Origin of the sequence: Brevibacterium ammoniilyticum, assembly GCF_038429965.1 — a bacterium.
Taxonomy (GTDB): domain Bacteria; phylum Actinomycetota; class Actinomycetes; order Actinomycetales; family Brevibacteriaceae; genus Brevibacterium; species Brevibacterium ammoniilyticum.
The window spans coordinates 79,234-102,806 of record NZ_BAABNP010000006.1 but is presented as its reverse complement, the minus strand read 5'-3'; the positions used below and the strand labels follow the sequence as shown (position 1 = coordinate 102,806).

The following is a 23,573-nucleotide window of genomic DNA, read 5'->3' as shown; positions in this document are numbered from 1 at the left end:
GGGACGGGTGGTCAGTGGGTGCCGATGAGGATGAGCGTGAGCAGGGGGATGACCTTCTGAGCGGGCACACGCCAGTGTCCGCGCGGAATGTTCTCGAGCCATCCGGCGGAGGCGAGGGCCTTGAGATGGTGGTAGACCTGCCCCGTCGTGCCGAAGCGGTCATCGGCGCTGAGCTCGGCGACGGTGGTCGTCCCCTCATAGATCGCCTGCAGGAGGGCGAGCCTGACGGGATGGCTGAACGCCGCGAGCGCCCCGGCGGCCGCGGCGAAATCGATCTCGCTCAGCGCCTCGGCGCTCAGCCCCATCTGCCACGACACGGGCGATTCGGCGCCGGGAGGCGTGATGTGACCGGTGTACGTGACCCCACCTTCCGGTCCGAGGCGGTCGACGAGTCCGTTGAGCGCCCAGAACACGTCGTCGGATGCCGGGGAGGAAGAGGTGTCATCCGGCGAGGAAGCGTCATCCGCTGGCGATGAGTCGACGGCGGGGCCTGCGGGCAGGGCCGCTCCGGCCGGCACGGCGGTGAGGTGTTTCGGGGACGTCTGCCGTGAGGCGGGAGTCTGCTGAGACGCAGATGTCTGCGCCGCGGCTTCGAGTTCGCCGACGCGGCGTTCGAGCTGCGCGAAACGATCCTCGAGCGATGCGGGCGAAGCTGCGAGCTGAGTCTCGGTCGACGGTGAGTCCATATCCTAACCATACACAAAGTACGTAATTACGTAAAGACTGAAAAAGCGTCGGGCTGGGACTCGGCCGGATGTCGGTTCTAGACTGGTCGGGTGATGAGTACTGAAGAATCGCGCACCGAACCCACGCTGTCGGCGGAGAAGAACCTCACCGACGCGAGCGTCATGGGCGCGCCGATGATCGTCCGGGGCGTCCTCGGCGTCCTCTTCGGCTTCGCCACGGTGTTCTGGCCGCGCGACGCCGTCGACCCGACCCAGCTGTCCCTCGGGGTCGGCGTCGTCGACCTGCTCTGCATGGTCTACCTCGGTCTGCTCGCCCTCGTCCTCGTCTACCAGGCGCTGCGCTCACCTGTCTCGGTGCGCACCGCGGTCTTCGGGCAGGCGATCGTCACCGTGCCCGCGATCGTCTTCCTCGCCATCGCCGACACCCCCGCCGAGCTCCGGGCCGCGCTGAGCATCTGGGCGATCCTCACCGGACTCATCGAACTATGGAACTACCGCAAGCTCGTCCACCACCCGATGGCCACGGACTTCCTCATCTCCGCCGTCGTCCACGTCCTCCTCGGCATCATCCTCCTCGCCGGAGACAGCCTCGAGGCACTCGCGATCGCCGGCTTCACCGGAGCCGCAGCGCTCATCGCCGGAGTGATCTTCATCATCGGCGGCTACTCGCGCATCAGCAAGGCCAGGCAGGCCCGACGGGCCGAGAGATCGGCCGACGACGAGGCACCCGAAGCCGAGTGACCCGGGCGCCGCTTCGACCGTCCGAACCACAGCACCCCGCCAGCCCAGCAGCACCGCACCACCACCGACCGCCACCCGACCTCCGACAGATACCCGAGGTGAGATGAGCACCGTCGAACACGATTACACCGATGTGTCCCCGCTGACTCCGATCTCCGCGTCCGTCTCCTCGTCGGGCCTCCTCGGCGATCTCGCGGAAGCCAGCCGAGCCCTGCCCGACGACCTGTTCCGGCGCCTCTTCGAGGTCTCACGCTCACCGTCCCTGCTCATCGCCACCGACTACGACGGGACGATCGCGCCCATCGTCGACAACCCCGCCGAGGCGTACCCGCTCGAGTCCTCGGTCGACTCGCTGCGCGCGCTCGCCCTCCTGCCGTCCACCTCGGCGGGGGTGATCTCCGGACGCAGCCTGCGCGACCTCGCAGCGATGTCGCGCCTGCCCCGCGAAGTCCACCTCTTCGGCTCCCACGGAGGCGAGACCGACACCGACGTCCACCGCGCACTCGACGCGAGCCAGCGGGCGACCCTCGAGGACTTCCGGCGCGACCTCGTCGACACGCTGCCCGCCGACGTCACCGAGCACAAGACCGCCGGTGCCGCCGTCCACCTGCGCGGACTCGACGAGGAGGCCCGGCAGGCCGTCGAGGACGGGATCGCCGCCCTCATCGAGGCGCACGCGGTCTTCCCGACCCGCGGCAAGCAGGTCGTCGACCTCTCCGTCGTCCCCTCCTCGAAGGCGGAGGCGCTGAAGAACCTCCGCGCCCGCACCGGCGCCGAGGTTGTCGTCTTCATCGGTGACGACCATTCGGACGAGAGCGCGATGGAGACGCTCGGGCCCCTCGACCTCGGGCTCAAGGTCGGCGACGACGAGACCCACGCGGACTTCCGCCTCCCCAGCCCGGACGCGGTCTCCGTCGTCCTCGCGGCGATCTACGAGCTGCGCAAATCGTGGCTGTTCGGCCGAGAGGCCACCCCCATCGACCGGCACAGCCTGCTCGGCAACGGCCAGTCGACGGCACTCGTCGACCCGCACGGGTCGATCTGCTGGATGCCGCACCCGCTGCCGCACTCGTCCTCGATGTTCTCCGAGATCCTCGGCACCGCGGCCGCCGGCTACTTCGCGGTCAACGCCGCCTCCGGCGTCGCTCCGCTCACCCAGCGCTACCTCACGCACTCGACCCTGCTCGAGACCCGGTGGCCCGGCCTGAGCTGCATCGACTACCTCGCACCCGTCGACGGGGCCAGCGACGACACGATCGTCGTCCGCGTCCTCACCGGTGATGCCCCCGCCCGGATCCGCTTCGCCCCGCGCCTCGACTATGCGACGGTGCCCACCCGCATGGCCCCCGTCCGTGACGGCGTGCGGGTCCTCGGGACCTCGGAGCCGATCATGCTCATCGCCCCCGGCGTCGACTTCGAGATCGTCGAGGCCGGCCAGTCCCAGACCGCCGAGGCGACGGTCGTGCCCGCCGAGTTCCCCGGCGGAGCGGTCGTCCTCGTCCTCGCGTGCGGTTCCGGCACCGGCGACGCCCGGTACATCGCCGAAGGCGGTGAGCAGCGGGTGCGCGACCAGGCGCTGCGGTTCTGGACGAACTGGACGTCGACGCTGTCGATCCCGAGCCACCACCGCGAAGAGGTCATCCGGTCGGCGATCACGCTGCGGGCCCTGTGCCACGAGCCGACCGGCGGCATCCTCGCCGCCCCGACGACGTCCCTGCCCGAAGGCATCGGCGGCGTGCGCAACTGGGACTACCGCTACACGTGGCTGCGCGACGGATCGATGACGGCTCGTGCCCTCCTCGCCCTCGGCTCTCCGGCCGAGGCGGAGGGCTTCCTGTCCTGGCTGACCGGGATCCTCGACCATACCGTCGCTCCCGAGCAGCTCCATCCGCTCTACGCCGTCGACGGTTCCGCCCTGACCACCGAGGCGGTGCTCGCGCATCTGCCCGGATACGCCGGGTCCCGGCCGGTGCGGGTGGGCAACGCCGCAGAGCACCAGGTCCAGCTCGACGTCTTCGGACCGGTCACCGAGCTCCTCGACGAGCTCACCGAGCACCTCGGCGAGCTTCCGGAGGCCTATTGGACACTGACGACGCAGATGGTCGAAGCCGTGAGCAAGCGGTGGTTCGAAGCCGATCACGGCATCTGGGAGGCCAGGCGGGCACCCAAGCACAACGTCTACACGCGCGTGATGTGCTGGGTGACGGTCGATCGGGCGCTGCGGATCGCGGAGCGCTTCGACAAGCAGCCGCCGGGTGCGTGGCGGCAGCTGCGGGAGGAGATCAAGAGCGACATCCTCACCCACGGCTACAACGAGGAGGTCGGGGCCTTCACCGTCGCCTACGGTGAGACCGACCTCGACTCCGCGTGCCTGTTCGTCGGGCTCAGCGGTCTGCTCGAACCCGACGATCCGCGATTCATCTCCACCGTCGATGCGATCGAGCGGGAGCTGCGCGTGGGGCCGACGGTCTTCCGCTACCGGTACGAGGACGGCCTGCCCGGACTCGAGGGCGGGTTCCACATCTGCACGACATGGCTCATCGAGGCGTTCATCAGAGTCGGGCGCATCGACGACGCGTGGGATCTGTTCCGCCAGCTTGACAATCTGCTCGGCCCCACGGGCCTGCTGCCCGAGGAGTACGACCCCGTCGCGGAGATGCACCTGGGCAACCATCCGCAGGCGTACTCGCACCTCGGCTACATCCGCGTCGCGCAGATGCTCGACGCCCACCGCCCGAGCTGAGGGGCCTCATTCGACGACGAGGCTGACCATCTCGGCGATGCACGCCGGGCGGTCCTCGCCCTCGATCTCGATGACGTGGCTGATGATCATCTGCGTGCCCTTGGGGCCGCGGGTGACATCGGTGAGCGTGGCGGTGTCGCGCAGACGGGAACCGACGGGGACCGGCTGCGGGAAGCGGACCTTGTTGAGTCCGTAGTTGATCGTCATCGCCACCCCTTCGACGGCGAAGATCTCCCGTGAGAAGTGCGGGAGGAGCGAGAGCGTGAAGAATCCGTGGGCGATCGTCGTCCCGAACGGACCGGTCGCAGCCCGCTCCTCGTCGAGGTGGATCCACTGGTGGTCGTCGGTGGCGTCGGCGAAAGCGGTGATCGCCGCCTGGTCGATCGTCAGCCACTCCGAGGAGCCGAGCTCGGTGCCGACGGCGGATTCGATCTCGGCGATTCCGGTGAGGGTTCGCATGGGTTCTCCTTCGATCCTGACGGTGCCTGGATTGTCGTGGGGCGTGGGCTGTCGGCGTGTGCGGACTGCCGTCGTGTGCGGTCGTGCCCGGACTGCCGCGTGAGGTCCTTATCGGACATTCGATTGTGCGAGCTGTCACTGCGCACTCTACTGCCGAATCGGATGCGACGGCTACGGTGGTCGTATGACCTCATCGGCGAACCCGCTCCTCACCTGCCCTCATTCGCCGAGGTGGCTCGAGCGTCCCGACGGCTACCGCTGCTTCGAAGCCGCCTACTTCGTCGGTCGGGGTCGAACGACGTTCGAGGCCCGCGCCGAGGAGCTCCTCCACTGGCAGGTCAAGACCCGCAGCGGCTTCGACATCGCCCCGCCCGGACGGGTCGAAGCAGGCCAGGAACCGACGATCCGCGTACGACTCGGCCTTCTCCGACTGCCCGAACCCTCACACGTGCTCGAGGTCGTCGAGACCGAGGATCTCCGCGGCTTCACGTACGGCACGAAGCCCGGCCACCCGATCACCGGGGAGGAGTCGTTCCTCCTCGTCCACCGTCCCGACGATCGTGTCTTCCTCATCCTCCGCTCGGTGTCGCGGGCGGGACTGGGCATCTGGCGCCTCGGCGAGCCGGTCGTCCGGATCGCCCAGGTGATCTATCGACGGCGGTACTCGCGCGCCCTGCGGACGTGACGCATGTGCGTCCCCGCGGCCCCCGCACCCACCTCGGCGGGCGGAGGCAACGGAATCCGTCGGGGCAGAGGACCTCCCCGGTGATACCTTCGAGGCATTCGTCGGCGACGGGCGCCGGCAGCCGCGCCGAAGGAGTCCGCATGAGCGACCTCGTCCCCCAGCGCTCACCCGAGCTGATGAGCGATGACCTCACCGAACTCCACCGTCTCCTCGACGACACCGCGATCGCGCACGTCTCGATCGTTCGCGACGGGCGCCCCTTCGCCTTCGGCACCCTCATCGCCCGTGTCGGCGACACGATCGTCATCCACGGGTCGACCGGCTCACGCTGGATGCGGAGCCTGCTTTCGCAGCCGTGCGCGGTCGCCGTGACGAAGGTCGACGGGGTCGTCGTCGCCCGCAGCGCCTTCGAATCCTCGATGCTCTACCGCAGTGCGCTCATCCTCGGGCAGTTCGCCGAGGTGGTCGGTGACCGGAAGGAGCAGACGCTGAGCCTCCTCACCGATCGTCTCCTTCCCGGCCGGTCGGCCGAGGTCCGGGCATCGACGAAGAAGGAACTCGCCGCGACTCTGCTGCTGGAGATGCCGATCGAGGAATGGTCGCTGCGGATCTCCGATGAGTGGCCCGAGGATCCCGACGACGATGTCGCCGGGGACGCATGGGCAGGGAAGATCCGGTTCACCGAGGTGGACAGCGAACTCGAACCGGCGCCCGATCTGCGCGAAGGCATCGACCTCGCGCGGTCAGTGCGGGCAGCGCAGGAGGCTGCGCGGACGCTCACCTGAGAGCGCGGTCACTTGCCCTTGATCTGATCCCGGGCCGGCACGTACTCCCAGTGCCACGGTTCGTACTTCGACGACTTCGCCCAGTCCGGGTTCTCCCAGCCGTACTTCCCGGCGTTCTTGACCAGCCAGTCCCACGGACCCGACTCGGACTCCGTGCCGCCGCCGAGGTCGAGGGCGATACCCCACCCGTGCATCGAGGTGCCGGGGCGCGCCGAGAGGCCCGGCTTCCGGCCGGCCACGGAGATCTGACCTTCGAGGTTGCGGTAGGAATCGGTGATCGGGATGTTCTTGCCCGTCTCCTTCTTGTACGCGGCGCTCATCTCGGCGAACGAGACCGCGGCGTCGGCACGCAGCTGATGTCCGCCCTGGCCGAGGTCGCACAGCCACTCCTTGGGCAGCTCTCCGTTGCTCGCACCCGATGAGAAGTCCTGCTCGGCAGCGCAGCCGGGCAGCGCGCTCTTCGCGATCGACCGGCTCGCCGCCTCGGCGTTCTGCTGCTTTGCGCTCGGCGCACCCACCTCGACGGACGTCTTCTCGTCCGAGGCGGGGATGTCGGCGTCGACGGATTCGGCGTTGACCTGGCGGGGGCCGGCGTCGGCGGTGGTGTCGACGGTGACCTCGTTGCCGCCGCCTGCGGTGGCGAACATCACCGTGGCCACGGCGGCACCGGCGACGGAGAGGCCGGAGAGCGTGGTCACGGTCGTCGCGCGCTTCCTGCGCACCGAGCGCAGCAGTGCGCCGTCGGATCCGCGCTGCCCCGAGTAGGCGCCCGGTGCCGAGGTGCGGGCCTGTGCGCGTTCGTCCGCCATGGCCTGGCGCCGCGGCGATCCGGCAGCCTTGCGTGCTTCCTCGGCCATCGCGGCACGGCGGGGAGAGAGCTGAGTCGGTGACGACGATGCCGGCGCGGAGGCCGCTGCGGGTGAGAAGGTGTGAGAGGGAGCCGGGGAGGGGGTGTCGGATCGGGTTCCCTGCTGAGGGTTCGCCTGCTGCCTGCGCAGGTCTCTGCGCCGCACGGTTCCCGTGACCTCACCCGTCAATGTCGCTCCATACTGCCTGTGTCGTATCCAAGGTTCGGCCGTCGAGAACCCCCGACGGCCGGCAAACTCAATATTACAGAAGTGTAACGGTACTGTAACGTAATGTCACTTCCGCGTGCTTGAGCGGATCGGGCGCGGTCGTGGGGAACCGTTCTGGCCGCGTCAGTCGACGCCGAGCTGCTGGCGCAGGGCGATGTCCTGAGCCTCTTCGTCGGGGAAGACCACCTCGGTGCGCGCTCCGCCGGTGACCGGGTCGTTGTCGAAGACGAGGCGGATGCCGAGGAGGCGCGCCTGACCTTGGGCGATGACGAGGCCGAGGCCCATGCCGCCGCCCCCGGCGGAGACGAACCGGGTGGGGCCGGTCTCGACGATGTCGGCGGGGTAGCCGGGGCCGGAGTCGGTGATGACGATCGAAGCGGGGGTCGTGGCGAGCCGGATGGGGTCAGCGCCGTGCTTGATCGCGTTGACGAGGAGGTTCGAGACGATGCGCTCGAAGCGGCGGACATCGGTGACGAGTCGTGCGCCGGCAGCCCCGAAGTCCGTGTCGACCTCGTGCCCGGCCAACGCCCCCGAGGCGCTCATCGTCCCGAGCAGGGACCGGATCGCCTGGTCGATGTCGACGCGCGTGAACTCCGGGTTCGCGCGTCCCGCGTCGAGACGGGAGACCTCGAGGAGATCCTCGACGAGGACCTGCATCCGCTGCACCCGGTCCTTGACGAGCTCGGCCGGACGCGAATCCTCCGTGAGCAGACTCGCGGCGTTGACGAGGCCCGTGAGCGGGGTGCGCATCTCATGGGCGAGGTCCGCGGTGAAGCGCTGCTCGGAGTCGATGCGCTCACTCAGCCTCGTCACCGCGGTGTCGACCGCCGAGGCGAACGCCCACACCTCCTGATCCGATTCGTCGACGACGTCGGCGATCCGGATCGAGGTGTCACCGGCGGCGATCTTCCGGGCCGCCTGCGCACCGAGGGTGAGTCGGCGCGAGATGCGACCGGCGACGATCGAACCGACGCCGCCGACGACGAGGGCTGAGCCGATCATGCCGACGAGCAGCGCCTGGTCGATGCGTCCGATGAGTTCACGGCTGTCGGCCGTCGAGGCCCGCACGGAGATCACCTCGGTATACGTGCCGACCTCGATGGGGGCAGCGGCCCACACGATCTCCTCCCCATCGACCTCGGAGCGGATCGTCACACTCTGGCCCTTGAGCGCCTGGGCGCGGGCATCGGCGGGCAGCTGCGGGTCGTCGATGCGGGCGTTGAGGGTGAGCACCCCGGTCTCGGAGAAGATGTTGACCGCGTTCGCGAGCTGGTCGGTCACCGTCGAGCGCATCCGGTCGTCCTCGGCGCGGGCCGCGGACTGCCTGAGGATGATGCTGCACGAGAGCACCGCGATGATCACGGACGCGACGATGAGCAGGGAGATCTTCCAGCGCAGGGACATGGCTCAGCCGGCGAAGCGGTACCCGAAGCCGCGGACGGTCTCGATCATGTTCGCCCCGATCTTCTTCCGCAGCCGCTGGATGTGGACGTCGACGACCCGGGAGTCGCCCGCCCATTCGTAGCCCCACACGGTGAAGGCGATCTTCTCCCGCGAATAGACGTGCTCGGGCTGCTCAGTGAGCAGCAGGAGGACGCGCAGTTCGGTCGGGGTGAGGTGGACCTCCTCACCGTCGACCTCGACGGTGAGCCGACCGGTGTCGAGGACGAGGGAGCCCAGGCGGGTGCGGAAGGGTCCGAGCTCGCTCGCCGGGGCGGCCGCCTCGGCGGTGGGCGAGGATTCGGGACGGGGCGGGATGGACACGTCGGTGGCCGTGCCCGCCGAGGACGTGAACTTGCCCCCGGCGCCGAGGTAGGCGTCATCGGCCAACGCTGTGCGGGAGCGATCGCGGGAGTCCATGCCGGGACTGGGGCCGAGGACCTCGGGGATGCCGTCGCCGGTGATGACCCCGCCGGGACCGATGACGGTCTCGTGGTCGTCGATGAGGTCGGTCGTCGGCGAGTAGCCGAGGCGGTCGGTGCCGGTGGTGATGAAGCGGCGGACGACGGCGCGGATGCGGGCGTTGAGGACCTGCATGTCGAAGGGCTTGGTGAGGTAGTCGTCGGCGCCGGCTTCGAGCGCCTGGACGATGTCGATGGCGTCGGAGCGGGCGGAGATGATGATGATCGGGATCGCCGAGCGCTCGCGGACGGCGCGGCAGATCGAGGCGCCGTTCATCGTCGGCAGCATGAGGTCGAGGAGGAGCACGTCGGCGCCGTGCGCGGCGACGAACTCGTAGCCTTCGCGGCCGTCGGCGAAGGCGGAGACGGTGTAGTCGAACTGCTCGAGTCCGATCTGCGTCGTCTCCCGGATGACCTCATCATCCTCGACCAGCACAATATGCATTACGACTCCCCATTCAGTCGCGTGAAGCGTTGACCCGGTTCAAACCTACCGTCATGGAGGCGGAATACCTGCACCGACCAGCCGGAAGGGCAGCAGTCCTGGTCGCCGTCGGCGTACATCGCCTCCTGGACGACGACGGTCCCGTTCTTCCCCGGGCTGAGCGTGAGCTGGTTGCCGGTGGCGATGAGCTCGAGCCTCGGCTGCCCGTCCTTCTCGCTGATGACGACCCCGGCGATATCCTCGCTGCGCCGCTTCGGGTTGGCGACGGTGACGACCTGGAACTTCTGGTCACCGCGCGTGAACGGGGCGCCGAACTTCAGGCAGTCCCTGCAGTCGCCGGCGACCTTCGCCGTCTCCGCCGCCCGGCCTGTGACGGCCACACCCGAAGAGTCCTCGATGGTCGTGCGGATCTGTTCGAGGGAGAACGGCGTGTCCTTCGGACCGGCGTCCTCGTTCGACTGACTGAGCATCGTCGGGGAGGCCGTGCTCGCGGGTTCGACCCGCAGGCCCCGATCGGGACCGCACGCCGAGGCGGTGACGAGCAGGGTGAGTGCGCACACGCAGGCCACGAGCGTCCGGAGACCGCCGCTGGTCAGGACGCCTGCTGCCGGGCGGGCAGCGCTCGAGCGCACAGGTGTGGGGAGGGGCACGATGATATTTTCGCGTGTTCTCCTCCATGCGTCCACTTCCGTCGGGGTGCGGGCCGGAGTGGGCGACTCTCAGCTCGAGTCGCTACCCTGGAGGTATGGCACCGTCGAAATCCGCTAAGAAGTCCTCCAGCACCGTCTCCTACAAGGACGCGTTCAAAGTGGGGCTGGTCTGCGGCGTCGCCGTCCTCATCCTCTCGATCGTCGTCACCCGTGCGTGGCAGGACCCGGCGGCCTTCGGCTTCGCGTTCATCTACGCGGGCGTCGCCTTCGTCGCGGTCACCGCGCTCGCCTCGGTGCTCAACTGGGCTCTGCGCAACGACACGCAGAACGACGACCAGTCCTACCCGATCCTCAAGTAGGAGTCCCTAGTTCACGGAGTAGCGTTCTGCGCCCACTCGGCGGTGGAACTGGCTCGCTGATCACCGGTGAGCGTCCGCAGAATCGGTGCCGACCTTCCGCAGATTGCCACGCGCACGAGTGCTCGCGCAGCAGTCCGCACCGTCGCGTCATTCCCGCTCGAGATGCGCGCGGATCTTGGCCTCCAACTGCCTCCGATCGGTGCGGCTCGTGACTCTGAGCACCGTCCAACCCGCCGCGTGCAGTCCCTCGTCCCGATTGATGTCACGAGTCCACTGCTCCTTCGACTCGAAGTGGTGACCGCCTTCGTACTCGAGGGCGAGCCGGGCCCGGCGGTAACCCAGATCGGGTTCGACGACTCGGCCGAGAAGCGGACAGAACACCTGCGGATGGACTTCGGGTTCCGGCAGTCCACGCCGCAGGGCCCAGAGCCGGAGTCCCGTCTCCTGGGGAGAATCGACCGTTTCGCGGATGAGGGCGCACGCCTCCTGCGTCGTCGCCCTTGCTCGCAGGTAGCGACGTTGGGCGATGCCGTCGCGCAGCTCGGCCAGGGAACACAGGGGCGGCCCGTGCCATCCGCCGACGATGGCATCACCGAGGGCGATGAGTGCATCACGGGAAAGCAGCAGGGCCAGTTCGACGAAGATGTCGGTCGGTGACTGCAGGGGCAGGTCGAGCCAGACGACCGACCTCAGCCTCCGCGGCCGATGGAACGCGATGGCCGGATGCCTCAGCTTCGTCGCGGGATTCGTCGACGCGACGTGGAGCGCTGTGAACGTGCGATCTCGGGGGAGCGGCAGACCGAAGAGTCGAGCCGCAGTGAGACCGAATCCGACCGCGGTGGGACACAGCGCCAGCACAGCGCGCAGCCTCAGCGCCTCGTCCATCCATGCGTCGTCGGCCCAGGTCGGCGTCAGCAGCGGCACCGGAGCGGATTCGTCGATGCGGACGCCTCGGTAGAGCGCCCGGCGGTGACGGTCGGTCTTCAGCGCATGGGAGGTCACTCCCCTCTCCGGTGCGTCGGCGGTGCGGAAGACCGACGAATGATCACGGTATTCGAGGCGGAGGTCCATGCCGCCGACTGTCGTCGACCTCGTGGCCGAAGGGAAGGGCGGGTTCGTCGCCTGTGGGCAGCGGTTGAGCATGCACAGGCTCTGGGCGCACGAGTCGGTGCCGCTGTGGAACCCAGCGATGTCGGTCGGGCAGTCCCGCTTCCTCGGGTGGGTGTCCTCGTCCTTCATTGACGTGCCCGTCGAGATCGACGCATTCGCCGAGGTGACCGCGGACTCACGCGGCGGCTGTCCACAGGGTTCTGCGGTCGAGTGCGGCAGCTCAGGGTGGGGGCGTACTCGTTGACGGCGCCCCGCCTCGGCGAGCGAGGACGGCCCACGATGCCAGACCCGCAAGGAGGAGGAGTCCGGCGAGGGCTGCGAACGTCGGGGCGTCGGTCTGGGCGACCGACTGGCCGCGGATCGCCTGCACCGTCGTGATGACGACGAGGCCGAACCAGAAGAGCGCGAAGACCCGGACGAGCCCCACCCGTGTGCCGGCTGGACGCAGCCTGGGCCACCGCCTGCCGAGCAGGAGGAGCCCGAGGGCGAAGAGCGGCACGGCCTGGAGGGCGTGGAGGCCGACGAAGTGCGGGACGCGGATGTCTCCGGACTCGGTGTTCCACCCGGTGATCGGCATCGTCGGACCGCCGTCGGGGGCACCGACGCTGTGGGCACCGGCGAGGCCCTGCGCCTCGGCGGCGTCCATGTCGACGACCTCGAGCTCGCCGACGGCCATGAGGAAGGCGATCGCCATGCCGATGAGACCGATCGCCGTTCCCCAGCGGATGCCGGCGGCGAAGCCGCGATCGGGCAGGCGGCGGAAGGCGAGGACGATCGCGAGGACGAGGTTGGTCAGCCAGACTGCCGTGATGAGTCCGCCCATGCTGTAGTACATGGTCGCGTCGAAGACGGTGCGGACGTTGAAGTGGCTCATCTGCCCGCGGATGATCTGGACGACGATGAAGACGAGTTCGATGGTGATGCCGACGGCGATGATCGTCCCCAGCGTCCGGACGAACCGGCTGCGAGCGGGCAGGTAGTCGAGCATCCATGCGATCGTCAGCGTGTAGATCGTGATCGAGACGCCGAACTTCGCAGCCTTGTGCCAGATGGGCACTCCGACGAGGGTGCGGTCGTCGACGAAGTACCCGATGGTCGCCACGACGGCGATGAGAGCGGAGAACGCCGCGGCGATGATCAGCGGACGGTGGAGGCGCAGCAGCGCGGAGGTCAGCGACGAGAGACTCGGTCCCGTTCCGGTCGGGTCGCCGCCCTGATCCGGCGATGCCCCGGTTCTCGGCCGATCCGGGGTCCTATCGCCGCCGTTGGCAGATAGTCCGCTATCCATACAATGGATAGTAGGCTATCTGGAAATGGGGCGCAAGAGCCCGACGGAGATTCTCACGGAGATGCTGACGGAGTTCCGGTGTTTCGGTGTTTCAGCAGTTCGGCAGGTCGGAGACGAGGGGGTGAGCGGAGACGATGCGGATATCGGAGTTGAGCGCTCGCAGTGGTGTGCCGATCCCGCGCATCAAGTACTACATCCGCGAAGGACTCGTGGCGCGGGCGAGCACGACCGAGGACACCCCCGGCGGCTACGGTGAGGACCACCTCCACCGTGTGCGCCTGATCCGCGCGATGGTGACGATCGGCGGGATGTCGATCGCGGCGGCGCGAGCGGTCCTGGCCGAACTCGACTCCCCGACACCGCAGGTGCCGGAGGCGCTCGGCCAGGCGATGCTCGGGATCAACGACCGCCCCGAGGCGGGGGAGACGGAGAACCGGGCGCGCGCCTCGGCGATCGTCGACGACCTCATCGCCGACCGACGGTGGAACCTCGCCGAGGACGAACCGGCCAGGGACGCCCTGCTCACGGCCGTGGAGACGATGATCGAAACGGGGCACGCGGAGATGCTCGGTCACCTCGAGGTCTACGCCGAGGCGGCCGACCGGATCGCCGACGCCGACATGGCCAGCCTCGCAGCGGCGGATTCCCCCGCGGCGATCGTCGAGAAGTCCGTGGTGGGGACCGTGCTCGGCGAGATCTTCATCGACAGCATGCGCCGACTCGCGCACTCCGATCGGGCCAGGCGCCGGTACTGGCCGGGCGAGGGCGACGCGGACTGACCTCGGTGCGGTCGGCGCCCCGGGCGACGGCGAGGAGTGCGGAACGTTTCGGGTGATTGTGCGGACTGCCCCGGGTGATGTGGTTGCGATTCTCACCCGGAAGTGGGCGCAGACTGTGCGGTCTGCCCGGAAGTGGGCGCGGACTGCGCCACGGCACGCGAACGGCGCCCACGGTTCGTGCCGTGGGCGCCGTTCGCGCAGATGCTGTTCGGTCCGACGCACCCCTTCCCGGGCTGCCGTGCCTCTACTTGAACCGCAGCAGCCGGAGGCTGTTGAGGACGACGAACACCGAGGAGAACGCCATCGCGGCCCCGGCGATCATCGGGCTGAGCAGGCCTGCCGCAGCCACCGGGATCGCCGCCGTGTTGTACGCGAACGCCCAGAACAGGTTGCCCTTGATGAGCCCGAGCGTCTTCCGGGAGAGCCGGATCGCCTGCGGGATCTGCCGCGGATCCGACCGGACCATCGTGATGTCCGAGGCCGCCATCGCCGCATCCGTGCCCGAGCCCATCGCGATCCCGAGATCGGCACCGGCCAGGGCTGCGGCATCGTTGATGCCGTCACCGACCATCGCGACCGACCGGCCCGCATTCTGCAGCTCGGTGACCACGGCGATCTTGCCCTCGGGGCGGACGTCCGCCCGGACCTCGGTGATCCCGACGGCGCTCGCGACCGCCTCGGCGGCTGAGGCGTTGTCCCCGGTGAGCAGCACCGTGGACAGCCCGAGATCGTGGAGTTCGGAGATCGCCGAGGCGGCCCCGTCCCTGATCTCGTCCGCGACGAAGGTCAGCCCGCGGAAGTCTCCGTCGACGGCGAGGGCGACGATCGTCGCACCGGCCGGCACCGCGGATGGGTCGATGTCGACCGTGATGCCGCGTTCGCGGAGCAGATCCGGCCTGCCCGCGAGGACCGCGGATCCGTCGATGCGGGCTTCGAGCCCACCACCGGGGATGGCTCGGAAGTCCTCGACCCTCGCCGAGGCGGTCTCCTCAGTCGCGCCGCTCCCGGCGGTTCCGCCCCCGGCAGTCACGCCGCCGGAGGCCGTGCTCCCAGGCACCGCGCTGCCGCCGACCGTGCTCCCGGCGCTGCGCGCGGCCTGGGCCTCGACGATCGCCCGGGCCACCGGGTGTTCGCTGCCGTGCTCGAGCCGAGCGAGGAGCGCGAAGTCGTTCTCACTCAGCTGTGTGCCGGTCAAGGTCATCACGCCCGTGGTCAGTGTGCCCGTCTTGTCGAGGACGACCGTGTCGATCGACCGCGTCGACTCGAGGGCCTCGGGCCCGGAGACGAGGATGCCCAGCTGTGAACCGCGTCCCGACGAGACGGCGAGTGCCGTCGGGGTCGCGAGTCCCAGCGCACACGGGCAGGCGATGATGAGGACGGTGAGTGCCGCATGGAGGCCCATCGCCCAATCACCGGTGACGAGCCCCCAGGTCAGCAGCGTGAGCGCGCTGATGACGAAGACGATGGGGACGAAGATCGCGGAGATCCGATCGGCCAGGCGCTGCACCGCGGGTTTGCCGAGCTGCGCACGGCTGACGAGATCGGCCATCGCCGCCAGGGTCGTATCGGATCCCACGCGCTCGGCGCGGACCTCGAGGACACCGGAGGTGTTGATCGTCGCGCCGGTCACCGTGTCGCCGACGCCGACCTCGACCGGGGCGGATTCGCCGGTGAGCATCGCCTCGTCGATGGCCGAATGTCCGGCGACGATGACGCCGTCGGTGGCGATCTTCTCACCCGGGCGCACCAGGAAGACATCGCCGACGGCAAGCTCGTCGATCGGCACCTCGACCTCGACCCGGGTCCCAGCGGACCCGGCAGCTCCGGAGCTCCCACCGGCCCCCGCCTCCCTGAGCACGGTCGCCGACTTCGCGCCGAGGTCGAGGAGTTCGCGCAGGGCCGCGGTCGCGCGGTTCTTCGCGCGATCCTCGGTGAGCTTGCCGATGAGGAGGAACACCGTGATCGCCGCGGCCGCTTCGAACCACACGTGGTACGTGCCGGGGATTGCCCAGCCGTAGCCGTCGACGACGGCGCGGATGAGGGTCGCGTACGAGTAGCCGCTGGCGACGATGATGCCGACGCTGACCAGCGTGTCCATCGTCGTCGACCGGCCACGGGCCGCCTTGAGGGCGGCCGAGTGGAACGGCCACGCACCCCAGGTGACGACGGGCAGGGCGAGGATGCCCACCACCCACTGCCAGCCCGGGAAGTGCCAGCTCATGACCATCGAGATCGCGACGATCGGCACGGCGAGGATGAGCGAGCCGATGAAGCGCGGGCGCAGATGCCGGGGATCGTAGTCGACGATCTCCGGTCCCGACGAGGCGGCCTTCCGGACCGTGGCCCCGTACCCTGCCTTCGCGACGGCCCCCGTGATGTCATCGTCGCTGAGACCCGAGTCGATGACGACGTGGGCCGTGTTCAGCGGCAGATTCACCTCGGCGCTCACCCCGTCGAGACGGGAGAGCTTCTTCTCGATCCGAGCCGAGCACGATGCGCAGGTCATTCCCGTGATGTCGAGATCAACCTCGCGCGACATCACCTGACCTCGTAGCCTGCTTCGTCGACGGCGGCGCGCACATCTGCTGCGTCGAGGGCATCCGCCGAGGTGATCGTCACCGGCGAATCCCCGCCGGCGTTGAGATCGACCGTGACCTCGGAGACCCCGGGCAGCGCCCCGATCTCCTCTTTGACGGAGGCGACGCAGTGGCCGCAGGTCATTCCCGAAACGGTGATGGTGGTGGTCGTCATGTCTCCTGCTTTCTTCGCACGTGCCCGCCGACCGGTCGGTCGACGGGGTCGCAGCGGCGTATCACGAGTGCGCGATCCGCGGGGGCGCCGGCCTGCGAACATGGGGCCGGTGTCCTGGCGGATCGGGTCAGCTCTTGATGAGCCTGGCGATGGCGGCTGAAGCCTCCTCGATCTTCTTGCGCGCTTCGTCCTCGCCGGCGGCGGAGGCGTCGACGACGCAGTGAGCGATGTGCTCTTCGAGGAGATTGATGGAGACCCCATGCAGTGCGGCTGTGGCGGCCGAGACCTGGGTGAGGATGTCGATGCAGTACTTGTCGTCATCGATCATCTTCGCGATCCCGCGGACCTGTCCTTCGATCCGCTTCATCCGGCGTGCCAGAGCGTCTTTCTGCGGGGTGTATCCATGATGCTCAGTCATGACGTGACTATATACCCCCAAGGGGTATGAATCAACCGTCTGCGGCCGTCTGTGCGATGCGTCTCATTCTCGCACTCTCGCCGCATCCGTGCTCGTACACTCGAGACATGCGTGCTGCCAGACTGTTCCGCTTCCCCGTCAAGGGGTTCCCAGCAGAGGAGATCGCCGAGGCGGTCGTCGACTCAGAGCGCGGGATCCGGGGTGACCGTGTCGCCGCGTTCACGAACGGCAGCCTCAACGTGCCCGCCGACCGCTGGCACCGCTACTCCGCCTTCACTGTCCTCAAGAACAACCCTGACCTGCAGAGATGGCAGGTGAGCACCATTTCCGCCGAGGCGGTCGCCGGGTCCCGTGCGGACGTAGCCCAGGTCAACGGGGGGAGCGGCGAGGCGGTCGCCGGGTCGACGATCACCCTGACGGCGCCGTCGGGGGCGTCGACGACGTTCGGCACGCACGACGACCGGTCGCGGACCGCCGCGGCGGAGTTCCTCTCGGCGAACATACCCCCGCAGGGTGTCCACCCGCGGGGAATCGTCGTCGCCGGACAGGGGATGTTCGACTCCCGTGAATCGGGGATCTCGCTCATCAACCCGGCCACGGTCGCAGCGATCGGTGAGACCGACGAAGGCCGCGCGGCCCTCGGGGAGACCGACGAACTCGACCCCCTGCGGTTCCGCGGCAACATCCTCCTCGACGGTCTCGACCCCTTCGCGGAGTTCGGTCTCATCGGACGGATCGTGCGCATCGGCGGCGTCCGGCTGGCGATCAGCCAGGCCATCGAACGCTGCCCGGCGACCACCGTCAACCCCGTGACCACTGAGGTCGACGTCAACGTCCCCCGCATCCTCGCCTCCGGGTGCGGGCACCTCCACTGCGGGGTCTACGGTCGGATCCTCGAATCCGGGACGATCACCGCCGGCGATGAGATCGTCGTCGAGGGGGAGGCGCCGCGGGAACTCGTCCGCACGGCCCGGACCCCGCGCTTCATGAGTGTGGTCAGCTCCCGGCAGATCTGCAACGACACAGTGGAGATCTCGCTGCGCGACGAACTCGGCTGGATCCGCGAGTTCGACGAACCCGGGACGAACCTGCGCGTCCACCTCGGCCTCGGGGCGCCGTTCTGGCGGACGTACACGATCACCGACGTCACCGACGACGTCGTCTCCATCGCCGTGCGCACGCAGGGGAAGGGATCGCATGCGGTCGCGAGCCTGCCGGCCGGTGAACGCGTGCTCGCGTCAGGACCGCATGGGACGATGACAGCGGATCGGGTCTTCGGCGGCACGACGGCGCTCATCACCGCGGGCATCGGGATCACCCCGAGCCTCGGACTGCTGCGGGCGGCTGCCCGGCAACCGGCGGCGGTCGAGGCGGGCGGGCCGGAGGCGGCGGAGGTCGGGTCTGCGGCCGGTGCTGCCGTACGGGATGCGCTGGACAGGACTGCGCCCTCGGCCGAGCGGCTCCGCCTGCTCCACGTCGATCGGGACCAGCGCACGGCGTGCCTGTGGAACCGGCTCGTCGACCGGGCGCAGGGCACCGGGCTGCCGGTGGAGACCGAGCACCGCGACACCGCCGTCGACGGCCGGCCCGGCCATGACGAGCTCGTCGCCACCCTGACCGGCTGCGACAACGTCATGGTCTGCGGGCCCGCCGAGTTCACCCGTGCCGTTCTCGCCGCCGCCGAGGCGGCCGGAGTCCCCGGCGTCCACCAGGAGACCTTCGCCTCCCCGCACACCGGGATGAGCGAGGCGATCGCCGAGTGCGCACCCGCCGAGGTGACGCTGGCCGAATCCGGCACGAGCTTCCTCTGGGAACCGGAACAGGGCACCCTCCTCGACGCGCTCGAGGCCCGCGGGGTCAACGCGGAGAGCTCGTGCCGCGGCGGTTCGTGCGGGACGTGTTCGATCGCGCTCTCAGCCGGATCCGTCCTCTACCCCGTCCAGCCGGCGGCCCGGGTGCCCGCCGACCATGTGCTCGCGTGCTCGGCGGTCCCCGCCGGACCGATCAGCCTCGCCCTCTGAGGGACACGCGGCCCTGGTGACACAATGGGGCCATGGCAACGGCATCGACGACAGCGCGCCCGGCGCTGACCCGCACCTTCGTCGACCCCGTCGTCCGGCTGAGCAGGCGGGTCAGATACGGGGTGGCCGGGCGGATCATGTTCGCCAACTCGGTCATGCTCGTCGGCATCATGGTGCTCACCACGAGCCTGCTCTACCTCCAGCTCTCCCAGCTCAACACGAAGCGCGAACAGGACCTGCTGCGCTCGGCCGCGGACAGCATCTCGCTCTCCCTCGGCGCCGTCGAAGCCGATGAGGCGAGCTCGCGGGACGAGTTCCTCGCCCCCTCTGCGCACGAGCGCCTGCGGACGATGCTGCGCACGGTCGTGTCCGAATACGACTTCGACATCGCCTCGGTCGTGCCCATCGACTACATCCGCACCCCACCCTCCCTCGGCTCGGCGAACCGGCGGGCGGACCTTGCGGAGAACATCGTCACCGCCTCCTCGGGCGACATCCCCGACTACTCCCTCGACCAGCTCGCCGCCTCCGTGAACACGACCCGGGTCCTCAGCGGCCGCTCGGACGTCCGCTTCGTCGACGACGGCGGTGAGGGCGGAGGCACGATGTACGTCGTCACCCCGGTCTTCGCGCAGCAGCTGGGCCTCGACGAGGTGGGCCCCGGCACCGTCGTCGGCGCGGTCGTCGTCGGCAACTCCGCGGACGCCGTGCGCTCGGGCTTCCTCGCGCAGAGCAAATGGCTCATCGGCATCGCGATCGCCACCCTCCTCCTCGGCATCGGCGCCTCGTGGGTGACCTCGCGCGGGCTGCGGCGCGTCACCGGTGACTACGGGGCCACCGAGCTGCGGAACATGATCGAGTTCTACTCCTCCGTGCTCAAGGCCGTCTCCGAAGGCCTCATCCTCGTCGACCGGTCGATGGGCATCGTGCTCATCAACGCCGAGGCGCGCGAACTCCTCGGTCTGCCGAGCACCGGATCGAAGCGGGAGGCCCGTGACTCCGGGACCCCGCCCGTCGCCCCGGATCCCGTCGCCGCGACGACCCCCGAGGGCGGCATCCCGCTGGCCGACCTCGACCTGCCCGAGGCCCTGACCGACCTGCTCGCCTCCGGCCGGTGGGCCCGCGATGAGATCCACTACACCGACGACCGCGTCCTCGTCGTCAACCAGCAGCCCACCGAGGAGGGCGCGGACACGTGGGTGGTGACGATGCGCGACCACACCGAACTCGCCGAACTCACCGGCGAACTCGTCTCCGTCCGGTCGTTCTCCGATTCGCTGCGGGCCCAGACCCACGAGTACGCCAACCGCCTCCACATGGTCATCTCGCTGCTCGAGACCGGCCACGTCGACGAGGCCATCGACTTCGCCGCGAAGGACCTCGACGACCTCAGCCGGGTCACCGGGGACGGGAACATGAGCTTCGATCACCCCGTGCTCTCGGCCCTTCTCCTGTCCAAGGTCGCCCAGGCCGCCGAGGCGGGCATCGAGATGACGGTCGACACCGCGGGATTGACCGGCAGCCTCGGCGGGGACGACCGGGATCTCGCGACGATCCTCGGCAACCTCATCGACAACGCCTTCGACGCCCTGAGCAGGCAGGACGTGCTGCCGGAGAACAAGCGGGTGCATGTGCACTTAAGCGGTGCGGGTGGGGCCGCGGGCTTCACGATCGAGGTCAGCGACGACGGCCCCGGCATCGCCGAGGAGGACCTCGATGCGATCTTCGAACGCGGCTGGTCGACGAAGCACGACGGGGTGGTCACCGACCGCGGGAGAGGCCGCCGGCAGACGGGCACCCGCGGGGTCGGCCTGTCCCTCGTCGTCCAGGCGATCCGCCGCCTCGGCGGGGCCATCGACGTCCAGGGCAGGGGAGAGGACTGCGATGAGTTCTCCGGGGCAGTCCTCACCGTCTGGCTGCCCGACGACGCCGTGTGACAGCGATGTGGCGAGCCTGGAACACGAACCCAGGGTCGCCTCACCGCCTGCGGATTAGACTGGCGGCATGGCGGAGAATTCCCAGGATGGGGCGAGCATCGGTGTGCTCGTCGTCGAGGACGAGGCCGTTGCGGCCCGGGCTCACGCGAAGTACATCGAACGCCTCGACGGCTACCATGTCGCGGGTGTGGCGAAGAACGCCACCCAGGCGATGGCGGCGCTGACCGGCAAGATCCTCGGCCTCGACCCCGACGGGATCGACCTCGTCCTCCTCGACATGAACCTCCCCGACGGCCACGGCCTCCAGGTCTGCCGCGCGATCCGCGGGCAGCGGGTCGACGTCGACATCATCGCCGTCACCGCGGCCCGCGACATGCAGATCGTCCAGGAGGCCCTCTCCTACGGTGTCGCCCAGTACATCATCAAGCCGTTCACGTTCCCCGTCTTCAAGTCCGAGCTCGAGGCGTACTCGTCGTACCGGTTTCGGCTCGGCGCCGACTGCCCCGAAGGGGAGGTCACGCAGAACGAGGTCGACACCGCGATCGCCGCCCTGCGCACCCACACCGTGACCGCGACCCCGAAAGGGGTGCCCGACGGGGTGCAGGAGGAGGTCAAAGGGGTGCTCGTCGGCAAGCCGGGACAGTCCGCCGCCGAGGTGGCTGAGAGCCTCGGCGTCTCCCGGGTCACCGCACGCCGCTACCTCGAGGCCATGGCCGACGCCGGCATGCTCGACCGCAGGCCCCGGTACGGATCCGCCGGGCGGCCCGTCCTCGAGTACACCGTCGTCACCGAGGAGTGAGAGGCGCAGGGCACCTCCTCACCCGAGTGAGCGCAGGTGCTCGATCGCGAGCCGCGCGCAGTAGCCGATCGAGGCGTCGAGCTCCGGCTGGGAGAACGTCGCGATCGTCGATCGGGTGAAGATCGCGATGCTGTAGGCCGTCCCGTCGCTGTCGATGACGACCCCGGCTTCGTGACGGAAGTTGAGGAAGGTCCCCGTCTTCCCGTAGTACTGCGCCGAATCCATCGGGAACCCCGCGGCGATGCGGTGACGGAAGATCTGCTTGCGCAGCAGCTCGCGCAGCAGCGCCGAATCCTCCGGGCCGAGGAGCTCACCGGTGTGGATGAGCTCGAACAGGCGGGCCGTGGCCCTGACCGTGCCGGTGTTGAACGCCGAATCCGGCAGCAGCGGCACCCGGCCGGACCGGGCGTCGGCGACCGCGACGGCAAGGGCCGTCGCCTCATCGCCGTCGGCCACCTCGGCGAGGACGTCGTAGAGATGCGACATCGGGGCGAGCACCTCGAACGACCGGATCCCGAACCGATGGAGCAGGGACGTGATCCGCTCGGGCCCGACGAGGGCGAAGAGCGCATCCGCTGCGGCGTTGTCGCTCACGGACAGGGCCATCGCGGCGAGGTCGCGCAGACTCATCTCCACAGGATCGCGCAGCCCCGAGATCCCCGTCCCGCCCGGCGTCGAGGCGCTCGGGTCGACGAGGAGGCGCTCGGTGAGGTCGAGCGCCCCGTCTGCGGCCGCGTCGAGGAGGCCCGCGACGATCGCGACCTTGCCGACCGAGGCCAGGGGGATGCGCGCGGACTCCCGGATGCCCACCGAGCGGTGGGAGCTCAGATCCTCAGCGTAGAGGAACCCCTGCGCGCCGAGGCTCGTCCACACGCCGTTGATCTCGTCGATGACTGCTTCGCTCATGGTCTCGGGTAGAGCCTTTCGTCGGCGTAGGCGTCCCGGACAGGCGTCACGGCGCTGTGCTCCTGGGACCTCGCCCCGATGATCGCAGAGATCGCGGTCCTCACCTCGGGGGACTCCATCTCATCGAGGAGGTCGCAGCTGCCGGAGCCGATGACCTCGACGCGGCGGGCGAGTTCGACGTCGCGCAGCCCCCGGTAGGGCAGCGAATGGGCGCGCGCGGTCATCGCGGTGCACAGGAGCACCGAACCGTGGGCGAAGACGTGGGTGACGGCATCGAACTCGGAGTCGGTGACCCGCAGCTGACCCAGGTGGATGCCGCGGGCGACGAGCGGGGTGAGCAGCCCCGAATCGTGGAGCAGACCCGCGTCCTCGGGCAGGATCGCGATCGTCTCCCGGTCCGCCAGCCGTCCGAATCCCATCCCCGGCGGCATCCCCCGCAGATCGGCGGCGCCGATCGTGCCCTCGGTGCCGGAGAAGCGGGTGGAGGCGACGACGAGGTCGACGACGAGATCGCTGGACTGACGTCGACGCTGCGTCGGCAGGGCCGAGCCGAGGCCGCGGACGTCGAGGCCGGCGTCGACGTCCCCGGATTCGATGAGGTCGTCGAGTGCCGCCGATTCCGTGGGCAGGAACCGCGGCACCGCCCCGCCGAGGCGGATGTCCCTCGTCGCTGCGACGAGCACGGCCGGGTCGAGCTGTCCGTGGACGCCGATGAGCGTTCCCTCCTCACGCCGCCCGGCCGCCTCGGCGAGGCCGTCGATGCGTCTGAGGATCTCGAGGACGTCGGGCAGCACCGCGCGGCCGGCGGCAGTGAGTCTGATGCGTCGGCGGCTGCGGTCGAAGAGACGGACCCCGAGGTGCTTCTCGAGGTCGGCGACGCCGCGGGAGATCGGCGGCTGAGCGAGCGAAAGTTCATCGGCGGCCCGGGTGAAGCTCTCGTGCTCGGCGACCGCGCGGAACATTTCGAGGCTCTTGAGGAGGTTCACGAACCGACTCCCACCTCGGTGTATATCAGAATACGCATGATCGGAACT

General features: G+C 69.2%; 22 protein-coding genes. 9 read left to right on the top strand and 13 right to left on the bottom strand.

The features are described 5' to 3' along the window. Window positions 1-11: 11 nt before the first annotated feature. A complete protein-coding gene (locus AAHA49_RS08790; protein WP_339391412.1) occupies window positions 12-686 on the bottom strand; it encodes an ArsR/SmtB family transcription factor in 675 nt (224 codons plus the stop codon). Between the two features lie 93 nt (window positions 687-779). Here AAHA49_RS08790 and AAHA49_RS08785 point away from each other — a divergent pair, with 93 nt between their 5' ends. Both AAHA49_RS08785 and otsB read left to right on the top strand, forming a co-directional pair. Next, complete coding sequence (locus AAHA49_RS08785) at window positions 780-1,427, top strand: HdeD family acid-resistance protein (RefSeq protein ID WP_339391411.1); 648 nt, start codon at window positions 780-782, stop codon at window positions 1,425-1,427. A 103-nt stretch (window positions 1,428-1,530) separates the two neighbouring features. After that, window positions 1,531-4,170 (top strand): trehalose-phosphatase, encoded by a 2,640-nt coding sequence (gene otsB / locus AAHA49_RS08780; protein WP_339391410.1) that lies wholly within the window; start codon window positions 1,531-1,533, stop codon window positions 4,168-4,170. Window positions 4,171-4,176: 6 nt separating this feature from the next. Here the strand turns inward: otsB and AAHA49_RS08775 are convergent, their stop codons facing one another. Next, complete coding sequence (locus AAHA49_RS08775) at window positions 4,177-4,629, bottom strand: MaoC family dehydratase (protein WP_339391408.1); 453 nt, start codon at window positions 4,627-4,629, stop codon at window positions 4,177-4,179. Between the two features lie 184 nt (window positions 4,630-4,813). On the opposite strand from AAHA49_RS08775, the gene AAHA49_RS08770 reads away from it, so the two are divergent. Both AAHA49_RS08770 and AAHA49_RS08765 read left to right on the top strand, forming a co-directional pair. Then, a complete protein-coding gene (locus AAHA49_RS08770; protein ID WP_339391407.1) occupies window positions 4,814-5,314 on the top strand; it encodes a DUF1990 domain-containing protein in 501 nt (166 codons plus the stop codon). Window positions 5,315-5,454: 140 nt separating this feature from the next. After that, the gene (locus AAHA49_RS08765; RefSeq protein ID WP_342037973.1) at window positions 5,455-6,099 is read left to right on the top strand and encodes a pyridoxamine 5'-phosphate oxidase family protein; all 645 of its coding nucleotides are present in this window, start codon (window positions 5,455-5,457) and stop codon (window positions 6,097-6,099) included. Between the two features lie 8 nt (window positions 6,100-6,107). Here the strand turns inward: AAHA49_RS08765 and AAHA49_RS08760 are convergent, their stop codons facing one another. The 4 genes from AAHA49_RS08760 to AAHA49_RS08745 all read right to left on the bottom strand — a co-directional run bounded on the left by AAHA49_RS08760 (window position 6,108) and on the right by AAHA49_RS08745 (window position 10,171). Beyond that, on the bottom strand, window positions 6,108-6,956 hold the full coding sequence (locus tag AAHA49_RS08760; RefSeq protein WP_339391405.1) for a M15 family metallopeptidase: 849 nt from the start codon (window positions 6,954-6,956) through the stop codon (window positions 6,108-6,110). A gap of 342 nt (window positions 6,957-7,298) precedes the next feature. Then, entirely contained in the window at window positions 7,299-8,579 is a 1,281-nt protein-coding gene (locus tag AAHA49_RS08755; RefSeq protein ID WP_339391404.1) for a sensor histidine kinase, read from the bottom strand. 3 nt (window positions 8,580-8,582) lie between these two features. Then, complete coding sequence (locus AAHA49_RS08750) at window positions 8,583-9,521, bottom strand: response regulator transcription factor (protein ID WP_342037972.1); 939 nt, start codon at window positions 9,519-9,521, stop codon at window positions 8,583-8,585. Continuing rightward, window positions 9,521-10,171 carry a hypothetical protein gene (locus AAHA49_RS08745; protein WP_339391401.1) on the bottom strand — a complete coding sequence of 217 codons (651 nt, stop codon included), beginning with the start codon at window positions 10,169-10,171 and terminating at the stop codon, window positions 9,521-9,523. Before AAHA49_RS08745 ends, AAHA49_RS08750 begins: the two co-directional genes overlap by 1 nt. 95 nt (window positions 10,172-10,266) lie before the next feature. On the opposite strand from AAHA49_RS08745, the gene AAHA49_RS08740 reads away from it, so the two are divergent. Then, window positions 10,267-10,530: a hypothetical protein gene (locus AAHA49_RS08740; RefSeq protein ID WP_339391400.1), complete on the top strand. Its 264-nt coding sequence runs from the start codon at window positions 10,267-10,269 to the stop codon at window positions 10,528-10,530. 147 nt (window positions 10,531-10,677) lie between these two features. Here the strand turns inward: AAHA49_RS08740 and AAHA49_RS08735 are convergent, their stop codons facing one another. Both AAHA49_RS08735 and AAHA49_RS08730 read right to left on the bottom strand, forming a co-directional pair. Continuing rightward, entirely contained in the window at window positions 10,678-11,769 is a 1,092-nt protein-coding gene (locus AAHA49_RS08735) for an endonuclease domain-containing protein (protein WP_342037971.1), read from the bottom strand. A gap of 91 nt (window positions 11,770-11,860) precedes the next feature. After that, window positions 11,861-12,928, bottom strand: coding sequence for a hypothetical protein (locus AAHA49_RS08730; protein WP_339391398.1), 1,068 nt, complete (start codon window positions 12,926-12,928; stop codon window positions 11,861-11,863). 134 nt (window positions 12,929-13,062) lie between these two features. On the opposite strand from AAHA49_RS08730, the gene AAHA49_RS08725 reads away from it, so the two are divergent. Continuing rightward, window positions 13,063-13,707 carry a MerR family transcriptional regulator gene (locus AAHA49_RS08725; RefSeq protein ID WP_339391397.1) on the top strand — a complete coding sequence of 215 codons (645 nt, stop codon included), beginning with the start codon at window positions 13,063-13,065 and terminating at the stop codon, window positions 13,705-13,707. A 244-nt stretch (window positions 13,708-13,951) separates the two neighbouring features. Here AAHA49_RS08725 and AAHA49_RS08720 read toward each other — a convergent pair whose 3' ends face one another. The 3 genes from AAHA49_RS08720 to AAHA49_RS08710 all read right to left on the bottom strand — a co-directional run bounded on the left by AAHA49_RS08720 (window position 13,952) and on the right by AAHA49_RS08710 (window position 16,876). Then, the gene (locus AAHA49_RS08720; protein ID WP_342037970.1) at window positions 13,952-16,246 is read right to left on the bottom strand and encodes a heavy metal translocating P-type ATPase; all 2,295 of its coding nucleotides are present in this window, start codon (window positions 16,244-16,246) and stop codon (window positions 13,952-13,954) included. Then, entirely contained in the window at window positions 16,246-16,458 is a 213-nt protein-coding gene (locus AAHA49_RS08715; protein WP_339391395.1) for a heavy-metal-associated domain-containing protein, read from the bottom strand. Before AAHA49_RS08715 ends, AAHA49_RS08720 begins: the two co-directional genes overlap by 1 nt. Before the next feature lie 127 nt (window positions 16,459-16,585). Continuing rightward, complete coding sequence (locus AAHA49_RS08710) at window positions 16,586-16,876, bottom strand: metal-sensitive transcriptional regulator (RefSeq protein WP_342037969.1); 291 nt, start codon at window positions 16,874-16,876, stop codon at window positions 16,586-16,588. A 107-nt stretch (window positions 16,877-16,983) separates the two neighbouring features. Between AAHA49_RS08710 and AAHA49_RS08705 the strand changes: the two genes are divergently transcribed. The 3 genes from AAHA49_RS08705 to AAHA49_RS08695 all read left to right on the top strand — a co-directional run bounded on the left by AAHA49_RS08705 (window position 16,984) and on the right by AAHA49_RS08695 (window position 21,633). Then, entirely contained in the window at window positions 16,984-18,897 is a 1,914-nt protein-coding gene (locus tag AAHA49_RS08705; protein ID WP_342037968.1) for an MOSC domain-containing protein, read from the top strand. A 32-nt stretch (window positions 18,898-18,929) separates the two neighbouring features. Further along, window positions 18,930-20,834 (top strand): sensor histidine kinase, encoded by a 1,905-nt coding sequence (locus AAHA49_RS08700; RefSeq protein ID WP_342037967.1) that lies wholly within the window; start codon window positions 18,930-18,932, stop codon window positions 20,832-20,834. A 67-nt stretch (window positions 20,835-20,901) separates the two neighbouring features. Beyond that, the gene (locus AAHA49_RS08695; RefSeq protein ID WP_342037966.1) at window positions 20,902-21,633 is read left to right on the top strand and encodes a response regulator; all 732 of its coding nucleotides are present in this window, start codon (window positions 20,902-20,904) and stop codon (window positions 21,631-21,633) included. 18 nt (window positions 21,634-21,651) lie between these two features. Here the strand turns inward: AAHA49_RS08695 and AAHA49_RS08690 are convergent, their stop codons facing one another. Continuing rightward, a complete protein-coding gene (locus AAHA49_RS08690) occupies window positions 21,652-22,539 on the bottom strand; it encodes a serine hydrolase (protein WP_342037965.1) in 888 nt (295 codons plus the stop codon). After that, entirely contained in the window at window positions 22,536-23,525 is a 990-nt protein-coding gene (locus tag AAHA49_RS08685; RefSeq protein ID WP_342037964.1) for a LysR family transcriptional regulator, read from the bottom strand. The genes AAHA49_RS08690 and AAHA49_RS08685 overlap by 4 nt, the downstream gene beginning before the upstream one ends. Window positions 23,526-23,573: the final 48 nt, after the last annotated feature.

Coding starts and splice junctions, on each gene's coding strand:
- AAHA49_RS08790 (WP_339391412.1), bottom strand. CDS start 686: ATGGACTCACCGTCGACCGAGACTCAGCTCGCAGCTTCGCCCGCATCG.
- AAHA49_RS08785 (WP_339391411.1), top strand. CDS start 780: ATGAGTACTGAAGAATCGCGCACCGAACCCACGCTGTCGGCGGAGAAG.
- otsB (WP_339391410.1), top strand. CDS start 1,531: ATGAGCACCGTCGAACACGATTACACCGATGTGTCCCCGCTGACTCCG.
- AAHA49_RS08775 (WP_339391408.1), bottom strand. CDS start 4,629: ATGCGAACCCTCACCGGAATCGCCGAGATCGAATCCGCCGTCGGCACC.
- AAHA49_RS08770 (WP_339391407.1), top strand. CDS start 4,814: ATGACCTCATCGGCGAACCCGCTCCTCACCTGCCCTCATTCGCCGAGG.
- AAHA49_RS08765 (WP_342037973.1), top strand. CDS start 5,455: ATGAGCGACCTCGTCCCCCAGCGCTCACCCGAGCTGATGAGCGATGAC.
- AAHA49_RS08760 (WP_339391405.1), bottom strand. CDS start 6,956: ATGGCCGAGGAAGCACGCAAGGCTGCCGGATCGCCGCGGCGCCAGGCC.
- AAHA49_RS08755 (WP_339391404.1), bottom strand. CDS start 8,579: ATGTCCCTGCGCTGGAAGATCTCCCTGCTCATCGTCGCGTCCGTGATC.
- AAHA49_RS08750 (WP_342037972.1), bottom strand. CDS start 9,521: ATGCATATTGTGCTGGTCGAGGATGATGAGGTCATCCGGGAGACGACG.
- AAHA49_RS08740 (WP_339391400.1), top strand. CDS start 10,267: ATGGCACCGTCGAAATCCGCTAAGAAGTCCTCCAGCACCGTCTCCTAC.
- AAHA49_RS08735 (WP_342037971.1), bottom strand. CDS start 11,769: ATGAAGGACGAGGACACCCACCCGAGGAAGCGGGACTGCCCGACCGAC.
- AAHA49_RS08730 (WP_339391398.1), bottom strand. CDS start 12,928: ATGGATAGCGGACTATCTGCCAACGGCGGCGATAGGACCCCGGATCGG.
- AAHA49_RS08725 (WP_339391397.1), top strand. CDS start 13,063: ATGCGGATATCGGAGTTGAGCGCTCGCAGTGGTGTGCCGATCCCGCGC.
- AAHA49_RS08720 (WP_342037970.1), bottom strand. CDS start 16,246: ATGTCGCGCGAGGTTGATCTCGACATCACGGGAATGACCTGCGCATCG.
- AAHA49_RS08715 (WP_339391395.1), bottom strand. CDS start 16,458: ATGACGACCACCACCATCACCGTTTCGGGAATGACCTGCGGCCACTGC.
- AAHA49_RS08710 (WP_342037969.1), bottom strand. CDS start 16,876: ATGACTGAGCATCATGGATACACCCCGCAGAAAGACGCTCTGGCACGC.
- AAHA49_RS08705 (WP_342037968.1), top strand. CDS start 16,984: ATGCGTGCTGCCAGACTGTTCCGCTTCCCCGTCAAGGGGTTCCCAGCA.
- AAHA49_RS08700 (WP_342037967.1), top strand. CDS start 18,930: ATGGCAACGGCATCGACGACAGCGCGCCCGGCGCTGACCCGCACCTTC.
- AAHA49_RS08695 (WP_342037966.1), top strand. CDS start 20,902: ATGGCGGAGAATTCCCAGGATGGGGCGAGCATCGGTGTGCTCGTCGTC.
- AAHA49_RS08690 (WP_342037965.1), bottom strand. CDS start 22,539: ATGAGCGAAGCAGTCATCGACGAGATCAACGGCGTGTGGACGAGCCTC.